Raw genomic sequence first — 12,552 nt, 5'->3', positions numbered from 1 at the left:
CCGTTGCGGGGGACGCTGGTCAGACACCGGGAATAGCGTCACACGCGGGTCGCACCGACCCCGTCCTGTTGTTACTGATCCCCGGAAGGGACAACTGTGAAACTGAAGCGTCTTGGCGCTCCTCTGGTCATTCTGGCCGCTGCCGCCATCTCTCTGACCGCGTGCGCGTCGAACGAGGGCAGCACCCCGTCGACCACGTCGGCCGCGCCTTCCAACCTCTCCGGCACGCTGAACGGCATCGGTTCGTCCGCTCAGGGCGCTGCGCAGACCGTCTGGGCAGCCGGCTTCCAGGAGGCCAACCCCAAGGTCACCGTCAACTACGACCCGCAGGGCTCCGGCGCCGGCCGCAAGTCCTTCATCTCGGGCGCAGCCGACTTCGCCGGCTCCGACGCCGCGCTCAAGACCGAGGAGCTCGCCTCCGACTTCGCGGGCTGCGCCGCCGGCAGCAAGGGCATCGACCTCCCCGTCTACATCTCCCCGATCGCCATCGCCTACAACGTGGACGGCGTGAAGGACCTCAAGCTCGACGCCGACACGATCGCCGGCATCTTCTCGGGCAAGATCACCACGTGGGACGACGCGAAGATCAAGGCGCAGAACTCGGGCGCGACCCTCCCGTCCGCCGCGATCACCGTCGTGCACCGCTCCGACGACTCGGGCACCACCCAGAACTTCACCGAGTACCTCGCGGCGAACGCTGCGGACGTCTGGACCGCCCCGGCTTCGCAGACCTTCCCGTTCCAGGTCGGTGACGCCGCCAAGGGCACCTCGGGTGTCGCGGATGCCACGAAGAACGCCAAGAACTCGATCACGTACATCGACGAGTCCGGCTCGGCCGGTCTCTCCATCGCGCAGCTCAAGGTGGGCGACACCTACACCAAGCTGAGCGCCGACGGTGCCGCTGCGGTCGTTGCCGCCTCGCCCATCGCCGACGGCCGCACCGCCAACGACCTCGCCATCGCGATCGACCGCAAGGCCGACAAGAAGGGCGACTGGCCGCTGGTCCTCGTCTCCTACGTCGTGGCCTGCCAGGAGTACAAGGACTCCGCCAAGGGCGACCTGGTGAAGGGCTACGTCGACTACATCGTGAGCGCCGACGCGCAGAAGGCCGCCGCCGAGCAGGCCGGCTCCGCCCCGCTCTCGTCCGACCTCGCCGCCAAGGTGAGCAAGGCCGTCGCCAGCATCAAGTAACACCTCGCCGCTCGGCCTGGGCTGTCTGCAGCCCGGGCCGAGCGGTGCGTCTCCCCTCACCCGCCTCGAGCGGGAAACCCGATGAGAGAAAGCAACGAATGACCGCCGGAACCGCAGGAGCAATCAGACCGAAAGCGAAGGTCCGCCTCGGCGACCGCGTCTTCTCCACCAGTACCGTCGTCGCGGGATCGCTGATCCTCGCCATCCTGGCCGCGGTCGCGATCTTCCTCGTCGTCCAGAGCATCCCGGCCCTGTTCGCCGGCGCCGGCGAGCTGCCGAACAACGCCACGAACTTCTGGTCGTGGGTCTGGCCCCTGGTGTTCGGCACCATCTGGGCCGCCCTCATCGCCCTCCTCATCGCGACGCCGCTCTCCATCGGCATCGCCCTCTTCATCTCGCACTACGCCCCGCGCCGGGTCGCCCAGACCCTCGGCTACATCATCGACCTCCTCGCCGCGGTGCCATCCGTGGTCTTCGGCCTCTGGGGCATCGCGACGCTCGCCTCGTTCGTGCAGCCCTTCTACGCGTGGCTGAGCACCTACCTCGGCTGGATCCCCTTCTTCGCCCCGCCCGTGTCGGGCACGGGCCGCACCATCCTGACCGCCGCCATCGTGCTCGCCGTCATGGTGATCCCGATCATGACGGCCATCTGCCGTGAGATCTTCCTGCAGACCCCGCGCCTCCACGAGGAGGCCGCGCTCGCCCTCGGCGCCACGCGCTGGGAGATGGTCCGCATGGCGGTCCTGCCGTTCGCCCGCAGCGGCATCATCTCGGCGATCATGCTCGGCCTCGGCCGTGCGCTCGGCGAGACCCTCGCCATCGCGATGGTGCTCTCCCCCGCCCTGGTGGTGAAGTTCGCGGTGCTGCAGGCGCAGAGCCCGAACACCATCGCGGCCAACATCGCCCTGCAGTTCCCCGAGGCGACCGGTGTGGGCGTCAACGCCCTCGTCGCCTCCGGCCTGGTGCTGTTCGTCGTCACCCTGCTGATCAACATGCTCGCCCGCTACATCGTCAACCGCCGCAAGGCCTTCTCGGGAGCGAACTGATGGCCGCCACGACCACGACCACCGCCACCGCCGCTCCGCGGCCCCTGGCGAACTCCTACACCGCGGGCAAGCTGCCCCGCTGGTCGCCGTGGACGATGCTCGTCGTCTCGTGGATCGTCTTCGGGGCGATCTTCGCGATCCTGGCCGCGAGCGGCATCACCAAGGACTTCAACATCGTCGGGGCGATCTTCTTCGGCACCGTGCTGTTCGACGTCGCGATCTACACGACGTCGCTGCTGGTCGAGGGGCGCCGCAAGGCGACCGACCGCCTGATCACGTCCCTCGTGGCGACCGCGTTCATCATCGCGCTGCTGCCGCTGATCTCCCTCGGCTGGACCGTGATCGCCCAGGGCCTCGCGCGCTTCGACATCGCGTTCTTCTCCGAGTCGATGCGCAACGTCATCGGCGCCGGCGGCGGCGCGCTGCACGCGATCACCGGCACCCTGCTGATCACCGGCATGGCCGCCCTCATCTCGGTGCCGATCGGCCTGCTCACCTCGATCTACCTCGTGGAGTACGGGCGCGGGATGCTCGCCCGCGGCATCACCTTCTTCGTCGACGTGATGACGGGCATCCCGTCGATCGTCGCCGGCCTGTTCGCCTACGCCCTGTTCGCCCTCTTCTTCGGCCCCGCCATCCGCAACGGCTTCATGGGGTCCGTCGCCCTCTCGGTGCTGATGATCCCGGTGGTCGTGCGCTCGAGCGAGGAGATCCTCCGGATCGTCCCGAACGAGCTGCGGGAGGCCTCCCTCGCGCTCGGCGTGCCGAAGTGGCTGACCGTGCTCAAGGTGATCCTCCCGACGTCCCTCGCGGGTCTCGTCACCGGCATCATGCTCGCGATCGCCCGCGTCATCGGCGAGACCGCGCCGCTGCTCATCGTGGCCGGGTTCACGACCAGCATGAACTACGACCTGTTCTTCGACCGCATGATGACCCTGCCGGTGTTCGTGTACACCCAGTACACGCAGGCCGCCGGGCTGCACGCCCAGGACTCGATCGACCGCGCCTGGACCGGCGCGCTCGCGCTGATCATCATCGTCATGCTCCTGAACCTCGTCGGCCGCATCATCGCGAAGGCCTTCGCCCCCAAGTACGGCCGCTGACCCCGGCCTCCCACAGCTTCTCGAACCAACGCAGACAAGGAAAAACGTGTCCAAGCGCATCGAAGTCAACGACCTGAACGTCTACTACAGCAAGTTCCTCGCTGTGGAGGGCGTGTCGCTCACCATCGAGCCCCGGACGGTCACCGCGTTCATCGGCCCGTCCGGGTGCGGCAAGTCGACCTTCCTCCGCACCCTCAACCGGATGCACGAGGTGATCCCGGGTGCCTACGTCGACGGCGAGGTGCTGATCGACGGCAACAACCTCTACGGCACGGGCGTCGACCCGGTGCTCGTGCGCCGCCAGGTGGGCATGGTGTTCCAGCGCCCCAACCCGTTCCCGACCATGAGCATCCGCGACAACGTGCTCGCCGGCGTGAAGCTGAACAACCGCCGCATGTCGAAGCCGGAGAGCGACGACCTGGTCGAGAAGTCCCTCCGGGGCGCGAACCTGTGGAACGAGGTCAAGGACCGGCTGAACCTCCCCGGCTCCGGACTCTCGGGCGGCCAGCAGCAGCGTCTCTGCATCGCGCGCGCGATCGCGGTCTCCCCCGACGTGCTGCTGATGGACGAGCCGTGCTCGGCGCTCGACCCGATCTCGACGCTCGCGATCGAGGACCTCATCGAGGAGCTCAAGAACGACTACACGATCGTGATCGTGACCCACAACATGCAGCAGGCCTCGCGTGTCTCGGACCGCACCGCGTTCTTCAACATCGCGGGCACCGGCAAGCCGGGCAAGCTCATCGAGTACAACGACACGAACCAGATCTTCTCCAACCCCAGCGTGCAGGCCACCGAGGACTACGTCTCCGGCCGCTTCGGTTGATCCCGCGCCCGGCCGGCCGACCAGCCGCCGAGCACAGGAAAAGTGCGCCGTTTCGAGGGGAATCGGCGCACTTTTCCTGTGCTCGGCGGCTGATTGCTAGGAGGGGATGGCCACGATCGGGTTGGTGGTCGGCTGCGGGGAACCGCCGCTCGGCTCGACGGTGACGCCGACGGTGTCGCCCGCCTTCATCGTGCCCGCGAGCACCTTCCAGGTGGAACCGGCGCCCGCCGCCTCCATCGTCCCGGCCGGAGTGGCCTTGCCGTCGCGGATGTACCAGAGCTCGTAGGTCTTGTCGTTCGGGAGGTTCGGGAGGTCGTTGGCGATCAGCGCGGACGTCCCGAGCTGAGCCGACCACACGAGCGTCGCCGTGCCGCCGCCGGTGACCGCCGCACTCGCGCGCTGCGCATCCGGTGCCGCGTTGATCTGCGCGAGAGCGGATGCCTGCTGCTGCTGAGTGGAATCGTGACCGGCGATGGCGCCGCCGACGATCGCGCCGCCGAAGAAGAGGACGACGGCCGCGGCCGCCGAGGCGGCGATGGTCGCAGGGCGGGTGAACCACCGGCGCTGGGCCTTGCGCTCGGCCGGGGTGGCCTCGGGGGCCGGCGCTTCCGGGGCAGCGGGAGCCGCGGGAGCGGACTGTGCGGCCTCCGGGGCCGGCACAGGCGCGAGCGTGGGCGCCGGAGCAGCCTCGGGCTCGGCCGGGAGCTGCGGGGTCGTCTGGATGGCCGCGAACAGCGCCGCTTTGAGCTCGGGACGCGGTGCCACCGGTTCGGCGGCGAGGCCGAGCTGCGCCGCGACGTCTTCGAAGTCGCGGGCCTCCTGCTCGTTCTCGGCCCCCAGTTCGGCGCCGAGGCGCGCGGAGGTGTTCCGGTTCTCGTCGGTCATCGTGTCACCCCCAGTTCCTCTCGCAGCCGTATCATCGCATCGCGTAGCCGTGTCTTCGCTGTGCCCAATGGAATGCCCAGTTCCGCCGCGACCTCGCTCTGGCTGAGGCCGCCGTAGTAGGCGAGCGTGATCGCTTGACGATGCGCCTCGCTCAGCGTCGCCATGGCCACCTCCACCCTCTCGCTCTCCATCCGGACCTCGACGGTCTCGGCCACCTGGTCGTACGCCGTGGGAAGGTCGCGGATGCCCACGGCGGTGTCCCGGTCGCGGGACGCCTGGGACGCCCGGATCCGGTCGATCGCACGACGGTGGGCCATCGTCATGATCCACGTCATCGCTCGACCTTTGTTCGGATCGAAACGCGAAGCGGATTGCCATGCCTCGAGAAAGACTTCCTGGGCCACTTCCTCGGACTGCGCGGCGTCGATGAGGACGCGGCGGATCAGGCCGAGGACGCGTGCGGCCGTGTGGTCGTAGAGCGTGGAGAACGCTTGTTGGTCACCCGTGGCGGTTCGAACGAGGAGGGCGTCCAGATCCGGCGCCGCGGCGTCGTCCACGTCGTCTCCGCTCTTTCGGCTGCCCGGTCGGGGGGACAGTAGTGCCGGGCCGCAGAACGCCTCTCGGCGCGAGGCCGCTCGGAGCGGCAAGTTTTGGAGCCCGGGGTTACTGCGGCCCGGCTCCATCAATAGTACACAAGGCGCGCCGGACCTCCAGGGCGTGTCGTTCGCCGCCCGAGAACGGGGAATCCGCCGGGAACGCCCGTCAGTCGAGCGAATCGGACCGCCAGAGGCGCGCGCACGCGGTGAGCTCCTCGGCCGTGGTGGTGAAGCGGAGCGCCCGCGTGGTCAACTCGGCGGCGCGGTCCGAGTCGAGCACGACGTCGCGGTCGTCGGCGATGGCGGCCGCTCCCGCAGCGGTCACCCGGCAGAAGGCCGCGGCCCGGTCCAGCGCACCGGCGAAGTCGCCCTCGAAAAGCCCGCGCAGGATGCGGTCGGCCAGCTCGGTGATCTCCGCCGGTCCCGCCGGTGCAGGCGCGCCCGCGACGACCGGGTCGATGGAGGTCAGCACCTCGGTGCCCCGCTGGTACAGCAGAGCGGTGCCCTCCGCGTCCTGCCGGATCAGGAGCCGCAGCAGATAGATGCGCCAGAGCGCGCCGGGCAGACTCTTGGCGTTGGACCGCGACCAGAGCTCGGCGAGCGCGTCGATCCCGTTCGCGTCGGTGTACGAGACGAGCCGCTCCACGACCTCGGGATCCGGGTTCTCCCGCACCCGGGCGAGCAGGGCGCGGGCCGTCTCGTGCGCGACGCGGCTGATCTGCGCGGGATCCTCCCCGCCCAGGAACGCCTCGAACATCCCGCCAGGGAACGTGACCGGCTTGTGGTGTCGTTCAGCCATTGCCCCATTCTCCCCCGTGCACGGGACGGTGGCGATCCACGGTAGATTAGTGAGCGATCGGGCCTGTAGCTCAGTTGGCAGAGCATCGGACTTTTAATCCGCGGGTCGTGGGTTCGAGCCCCACCGGGCCCACTCGATCGTCTCGCGCGTGCGCTCAGCAGCGCGCCCTCATCCCCCGATTCCGCGCACCCGTTTTTCATACTGCCGTGTGATATACAAGCCTCAGGTGTACTACGATCATGCCTTGATGTAGAAATACAGTCAATCGAGGGGATCAATCACATGGCACGCCCGCACCGTGGCCCGCGCAGGAGATCGAAGGGTCTGCGCTTCGCTTCCGCAGTCCTGCTGGCAGCGGTGCTGGTCGTCGGCTTCGCCATCGTGAACAACGACCTCAACCGACGAGCCCGGGTGTTCAACCCCACGGTGGCCCTGGTGAACGAGGACCTCCCCGCCGACTTCAACGACGCCTCCTACACGTTCGGCACGAACTTCGTCGACCGCGTCTCGAAGGACTCCGACTACAACTGGACGGTGCTCTCGCGGCCGATCGCGGAGAAGGCCTACAAAGACGGATCCGTCGACGCCATCGTCACCCTGCCGCAATCGTTCTCGCACGACATCCTGACCCTCCAGAACATCGACCCGACCAAAGCGACGATCGAGTACAAGCTGCGCCCGCAGCCGGACGAGACATCCGATCGGGTGCTGCAGAGCCGGATCGTCGACATCGTGACCGTGTTCAACCAGAGCGTCGTCAAGATGTACTACGCCTCCATCGCCGACAACGTCGCGGAAGCCGACGGCTCCATGCACGCTGCGCTCGACAACCAGGGCGCCCTCATCGCCGCGTTGACCTCGGACGTCGAGGAGCCGTTCTCCGGCACGATGCCGAACTTCGAGGGGTTCCTCTCGAGCGCGAGCGGCCTCAAGGACATGAATGCGTCCACCGTCGAGGCTCAGAACACCTTCACCGGGTCCGTCACCGACACCCTCACCAGGACGAGCGAGACGTTCTCGGGCACGCTACCCGAGATCGACGAGTACGCGAACCGGCAGAAGGACATCGCGCAGATCAACGCGGCGAACAGCAACGAGGGGATCGCCACCCAGGCGGACTCCGACCGAACCTTCTACGGCAGTCAGTTCGACGCGCTCAAGACCAGCATGGCGTGCGCGCTGAGCGGCGTCGATCCCACCGAACTCGCCGCCCCGTGCGCGCGTCCGGACGGCACGGTTCCGCCCTACCTCGCCGGAGAGCTCGCCTCCCTGCGGCAGTCGATCGCCGACTACGCCACCGAATACACCGGCGCCGTCGACACCCTCCAGACCACCATCGAACGCACTCGAACCACCCTCGACGAAAGGATCGCCACCCTGAAGGCTCTCGCGGCCATCCTCGAGCCTCACGTCATCCCGGCCCAACCTGGCCAACCCGGCGGGTCTGGCGGGCCTGGCGGCTCCGCAGGTTCCGGCGGCTCCGGCGGTTCCGGCGGGTCTGGCGGTTCCGGCGGTCCCGGCGGTCCGAATCCGATCACCCCGACGCTCGATCCCGCCGTGCTGGAGACCCTGAATGCGGAGATCGACGCACTCCAGGCCTCCAAGGATGCCCTGAGCGTGACCACTCCGCCCGCTCCGCACTTCGAGGTCCCGCTCTCGAGCCTCGACGCGTGGTACCTCCGCACGCTGACAGTCCTCACCGGTTCCACGCTGACGACGAGCGCGGTCAACACCCTCGAGGTCGCGGACTGGACGCGCTTCGACCCCGACCGTCTCGGCCTGTACATCGACAACAGCGACGACCTGCATCGGACCATCTCCGGCCTAGTGACCCAGACCGCGCAAGCCAGCAGCTCGATCGCCGCCGGCAGCACGACCGTCCCGGACAACTCCCCACTGTTCGACGCGCTCCTGAGAAGCGCCGACGCGACCTTCCAGGGCGCCGAGACCGTCCACAACGGGGTGAGCGGCCTGCTGTCCACGGGAAGCGCCGACCTGCGCAAGAACCAGCAGTACTACCAAGGCTTCTCAACCGTGCTGGCGAACACCAGGACGCAAGGCGCCGACACCGGCAAGATCCACGACTTCTTCTCCGCCCCCATCGCCGCCAAGAACATCACCCCCGAGCGCGTCGCCGTTCCCAGCACCCTCGATCTGCAATGGATGGCGATCTTCGCCGGCGGCCTGCTCGCCGGTGCGCTGGTCACCATGCTCGGGCGTGTGTTCCGCCGCAGGAAGAGGGCGTAGGGCGCCTGGGGGCTGGGCGGAGTTGCGACCGTCAGTCTTCACAGCGAAGCGGGAGGACAGAGGGACGCCCCCCTGCTGACGCGCATCGCATCACCCGGACGGACCGGCCGGCCTTTTCGCGGATCGAGGCGCACTCCGTCGACGGGAAGGCGGCTCACCTGCTTTCGCTCACGACCAGCAACGAAACGGTGCTTCGATGGACAAGAACCTGCGCGCGACCTTCGCACGAAAGATGGTCCACGCCGACTACTGGCTCGACGACCCTCTCTTCGGACCGGTTTTCGGAGTACGCGATCGCTATCACAATGCGAGACTGTATTTGCGGCAGGCCAAGGCAGGGCGCAGCAGATTCATCGGCAACAGGGTGCTGGCCTTCGTGAACAGCAGCGTGGCGGCCATCAGCGTCGGCGGGCTGGGTGCGCTCGGTCTGCGGGACGCGATCGAAGGGAGCGCCACCGATAACCAGACGTTCGGCGTGATCCGCGTCGTCGTCTTCCTGCTCCTCGGCTGCAGCTTCACGTGGAGTGCACTGAAATCGCACTCGTGGATCCGCTGGATGGCGCGCAACTGGAATGCCCCGACGGTCGCGCCACGAAGTGGCATCACGTCGAGGAAGCGGTCCGAGCGAAAGCAGGAACGAGCACTCCGATCGGTCACACGAGCAGCCTCTTCCGAAGTTCGTTTGATCGACCTTCTCGACATTGCGCGCGAGTGGTTCGTCAGCGAGTTCATGCGCAAACACGTCCGGGCGAACTACCAGCCAGGCGACAGTTTGCTCGCCGGCCAAAATCTGCAGGGATGGATTCGGCAGTATCCGGAGGAGTACCTCAGTTCCGCGAAGTGGTGGCGGGCATTCATGATCGGCTCGAGACTCGTGTTTCTGGGCCTGGCGTTAGCGATCCTCGACGTGCTCCGCCCATCGAACTTCGAAGGCGAATTCACGCTGATCGACTACTACTCTGCCGCCGTCGTCGGTTACATCGCGTTGGGAGTGAGTGTCGGCTCGCAATCGTTCCTTCGGTGGATGATCCGCAATTGGAACGCAGATCGCGAGACATACGGCTGAAGCCGTGGACGGAATGGCCTTGTCGGCCGAAAGCTCCTGCGCCATGGGCGAGCAGCTTCCCCGGCTCTCTGCGCCGTGAACTGCCCGACATATAGCCAAGGCAATCGCCCGAGGATGGCGAACCGCATGCGGTCATCGCCGAACCGGGAGCAGCCAAGCGCCAGCCTTATCGCTACACCGAGTCGAAGAGGACTTTGGCTCCCGCGCACCGGTCATCCTCGTGAGCGCTATCTCCTCCCGGGCTGAGGGCAACACAATGCGAGAACTCAACGAGGTTGACGTCGTCGCCGCGTCGCCAGGACCGATGGCCATTATTTCGGTTCTGGCACCAGAGCCGCGGATGTTGTCCTCATCGTTGCTCGGCGCACCCGCTACGACAGCCTCGGGCGGAACTTCTCCGCGAGCCTTGTACGCCGATCGATCTCATACGTCCACGCCATCAGTGTGTGGCCCACTCGATCACGATCGGGCACGTCCGGTAGAAGAAGTAGTTGCCGTCTCGCAGATCGCGTTCGTCTGCCGGGAAGGACGCTCGCAGGTCCCGGATCAGCCCGTCGGCGCTTTCGTCGGCATCACTCGCATCCCGGCGCCTCAGACACGCGTGACCGTCCGAGATCAGCTTCCGCACCACCCAACAGAACCCATCGATCCGTTCGTGGTAGCTCTCACACCAGAGCGGGACCTCCGGATACCCCCCGGGCGCAAAAAAAGCCCCAGATCTCCGCCAGGCCCCACCCACCGACGGCAGCAATCAGGTATGTGAGGTGTTCCGGCGCCAACACGTCGGTCGAACCCGGCTCGACTCGGCCAACGCCCGGAGCTCTCAGAAGCCTCCGCATCGGATCCCGCCCCTTCGGAGACGACGACTCTGCACCTGGGGCAACGAACGGGACAGGTTTCGTACGGTTCGGCCACCACCAACTCGACCCCATTGGGCATTCGGGGAAGAAGAACCACAACCCGTCCTGCATCCCGTCATCATTCGCCGGAAACGCCTCGCGAAGGGCCGCCAGCTTCTCATCGATCGTGCCCGGGAACGGCACCCCGCCATTCCGATTCAACTCGATGAACCCGTGCTCGAACAATTGCTTCACCGTCCACAAGAACCCCTCACGCCGCTCCTCGAAGCTCTCCATCGAGTGCGGGAACCCGGGATCGCCACCGGGTGTCTCGAAGTAGATCCACAGAGAGTCGAGGTCGCGGTCCTCGCATTCAGCAGCGATCTGTCCAAGCTGTTCCGCCGTGATCGGATTCATACCGGCTTCCTCGCTACTCGAATTTGATCTCAAAGCCACCCTTTGGCCACCCCCATGCTTCGTACTGAGACTTGTTGAGGATGTCGATGGTCCAGGTTGCTTTGTTGGCACTGCCGGCGACCGGCGAGCTTGACACGTTTCGGAGGTTGATGCTTGTTCCGTCGTCGAGTTTCACGTTCCATACTTTTGGAGGGTCGTAGACGCCGACGGGGCGGCCTCCGGCCTGCCTATCCACGAGATCCCGCACCAGGTTTTCGAGTTCGCTCGGCGACAGTCCTGTGGTATCGAACACCTTTGTGGAACCGATCTTGTTGCTGGCGCCGGTTGGCAGATAGAGGCGATCACCCAGACGCAATCCCTCCGAGCCGGGATTCGTGAACGGGGTCCGGCGTCGCTGGCCCTGTCGCGGCCGGAGTCAGTGACGGGGTAGAGCCGAGTTAGCCCTCTCCGTCTGCGGGAAGCGCTAGCCAGATCTGAGGGTTTCCTGGTGCAGGAACATCCCACGCCGCACGTTCGCGTAGGTCAATTGCTTGATCCAGCGCCATAAGCGGCTTCATGCTTCCACCGGGTTGATCGAGAGTGTAGGCCTCCACAGCGCCGCTCTGGACAAGAGAGTGGATCACTTCCGCGACCTCAGACTGGATCTCTGTCGAGCTCATTCCCAAGGTGCCGCCCAAACGCCACCCGATCTCCCATAGTCCGAAACAATCTTCATCGAGAAGCTCGATAATCTCGCGCGCGATTTCTTCTCTGGTCATAAAGTTGGGTTCCCTTGCAGAGGTATGGGGTCCGAAACAGTTCCGTTGCGGCTGATTCGAACGTACGGGCCTTGCTTGGCAGGATTCGGGTCGGTTGCTTTTCCTGGCATGATCCGGACTTGCTCCCCCAAACGTTCCGGGTTGGAGTACCGAACTCCTGTTCCACCCTTGTTTGCGTTGGTGGTGGATTTTGACCAACCTGATGGAATCAGTGCTTCCACCTCGTTCCAGCTCGCTCCACGAAGGGAGTTGACATCTCCAAGGTCCAGCTTTGGCTTCGGTAGTTCGGCAACAGCGGCCGGTGTGTTGGCTTTCTCGAGGGGTTTTGCCGTCGGGGTGAATATCTTGCTGACCTTGGCCCCGGCCGTCCCGGCCCATCCTCTCGCGAGGTTGAGGGCGCTGGTGGCCAGGCTGGGGGTGGTGATGATCGGGGGTTGTTTGACCAGGCCGGGGATCTTGGCGGCCTTGGCGGTCTTGTTCAGCAGCCCACCGACACCGCCGGCCACGGCGGGCAGCACGTTGCCGGCCAGTTGTCCGATCACGAACGCGTCTCCGGCGAACACCTGGCCGACGGTGCCGGTCAGTTGATTCCACAACGCCGAACGCGCACTCTCGTCCAGCACCAGTGATTGCAGGCTCAGGCCGATCTCGTGGACGTTCAGCTGGGCGGCCTCGTTCAGTGCCTGCCCCAACCCGGAACCCACACCAGCCAGAAACTGCAGCCCCCAGCTGCCCGAATCAGCGGCCCGCTGTGCGACGTTCACGTCGTACCATTGGCC

General features: G+C 66.3%; 13 protein-coding genes and 1 tRNA gene. 7 read left to right on the top strand and 7 right to left on the bottom strand.

Annotation, left to right across the window (positions count from 1 at the left end; translation table 11 throughout):
* The first annotated feature begins 96 nt into the window (after nt 1-96).
* The 4 genes from pstS to pstB all read left to right on the top strand — a co-directional run bounded on the left by pstS (nt 97) and on the right by pstB (nt 4,166).
* The gene (pstS, locus tag BGO91_RS20085) at nt 97-1,191 is read left to right on the top strand and encodes a phosphate ABC transporter substrate-binding protein PstS (protein ID WP_290474514.1); all 1,095 of its coding nucleotides are present in this window, start codon (nt 97-99) and stop codon (nt 1,189-1,191) included.
* A gap of 98 nt (nt 1,192-1,289) precedes the next feature.
* The gene (gene pstC / locus BGO91_RS20080) at nt 1,290-2,237 is read left to right on the top strand and encodes a phosphate ABC transporter permease subunit PstC (RefSeq protein ID WP_290474513.1); all 948 of its coding nucleotides are present in this window, start codon (nt 1,290-1,292) and stop codon (nt 2,235-2,237) included.
* Nucleotides 2,237-3,340 (top strand): phosphate ABC transporter permease PstA, encoded by a 1,104-nt coding sequence (gene pstA, locus BGO91_RS20075; protein ID WP_290474512.1) that lies wholly within the window; start codon nt 2,237-2,239, stop codon nt 3,338-3,340. The genes pstC and pstA overlap by 1 nt, the downstream gene beginning before the upstream one ends.
* 46 nt (nt 3,341-3,386) lie before the next feature.
* Complete coding sequence (pstB, locus tag BGO91_RS20070) at nt 3,387-4,166, top strand: phosphate ABC transporter ATP-binding protein PstB (RefSeq protein ID WP_290474511.1); 780 nt, start codon at nt 3,387-3,389, stop codon at nt 4,164-4,166.
* Nucleotides 4,167-4,262: 96 nt separating this feature from the next.
* Here the strand turns inward: pstB and BGO91_RS20065 are convergent, their stop codons facing one another.
* The 3 genes from BGO91_RS20065 to BGO91_RS20055 form a co-directional block, all read right to left on the bottom strand.
* The gene (locus tag BGO91_RS20065) at nt 4,263-5,051 is read right to left on the bottom strand and encodes an anti-sigma factor (protein WP_290474510.1); all 789 of its coding nucleotides are present in this window, start codon (nt 5,049-5,051) and stop codon (nt 4,263-4,265) included.
* A complete protein-coding gene (sigK, locus tag BGO91_RS20060; protein ID WP_290474509.1) occupies nt 5,048-5,608 on the bottom strand; it encodes an ECF RNA polymerase sigma factor SigK in 561 nt (186 codons plus the stop codon). Before sigK ends, BGO91_RS20065 begins: the two co-directional genes overlap by 4 nt.
* 205 nt (nt 5,609-5,813) lie before the next feature.
* Entirely contained in the window at nt 5,814-6,446 is a 633-nt protein-coding gene (locus tag BGO91_RS20055; protein ID WP_290474508.1) for a DNA-directed RNA polymerase subunit beta, read from the bottom strand.
* Nucleotides 6,447-6,505: 59 nt separating this feature from the next.
* Between BGO91_RS20055 and BGO91_RS20050 the strand changes: the two genes are divergently transcribed.
* The 3 genes from BGO91_RS20050 (at nt 6,506) to BGO91_RS20040 (ending at nt 9,759) form a co-directional block, all read left to right on the top strand.
* Nucleotides 6,506-6,578 (top strand) — tRNA-Lys (locus tag BGO91_RS20050).
* 150 nt (nt 6,579-6,728) lie between these two features.
* Nucleotides 6,729-8,693, top strand: coding sequence for a type VII secretion protein EsaA (gene esaA / locus BGO91_RS20045; RefSeq protein WP_290474507.1), 1,965 nt, complete (start codon nt 6,729-6,731; stop codon nt 8,691-8,693).
* 196 nt (nt 8,694-8,889) lie between these two features.
* Entirely contained in the window at nt 8,890-9,759 is an 870-nt protein-coding gene (locus tag BGO91_RS20040; RefSeq protein ID WP_290474506.1) for a hypothetical protein, read from the top strand.
* 665 nt (nt 9,760-10,424) lie between these two features.
* Here the strand turns inward: BGO91_RS20040 and BGO91_RS20035 are convergent.
* The 4 genes from BGO91_RS20035 to BGO91_RS20020 all read right to left on the bottom strand — a co-directional run.
* Nucleotides 10,425-11,015 (bottom strand): DUF596 domain-containing protein, encoded by a 591-nt coding sequence (locus BGO91_RS20035; protein WP_290474505.1) that lies wholly within the window; start codon nt 11,013-11,015, stop codon nt 10,425-10,427.
* 13 nt (nt 11,016-11,028) lie between these two features.
* Nucleotides 11,029-11,370, bottom strand: coding sequence for a hypothetical protein (locus tag BGO91_RS20030; RefSeq protein WP_290474504.1), 342 nt, complete (start codon nt 11,368-11,370; stop codon nt 11,029-11,031).
* An 82-nt stretch (nt 11,371-11,452) separates the two neighbouring features.
* A complete protein-coding gene (locus BGO91_RS20025; protein WP_290474503.1) occupies nt 11,453-11,773 on the bottom strand; it encodes a hypothetical protein in 321 nt (106 codons plus the stop codon).
* Nucleotides 11,770-12,552, bottom strand: a 783-nt coding sequence (locus BGO91_RS20020) for a hypothetical protein (protein WP_290474502.1), incomplete at its 5' end; no start/stop codon positions are given. The genes BGO91_RS20025 and BGO91_RS20020, both read right to left, overlap by 4 nt.

Source organism: Leifsonia sp. 71-9 (genome assembly GCF_001898805.1).
Classification (GTDB): Bacteria; Actinomycetota; Actinomycetes; order Actinomycetales; family Microbacteriaceae; genus Leifsonia.
The sequence above is the reverse complement of the archived record's forward strand: the minus strand, read 5'-3'. Positions and strand labels throughout refer to the sequence as shown.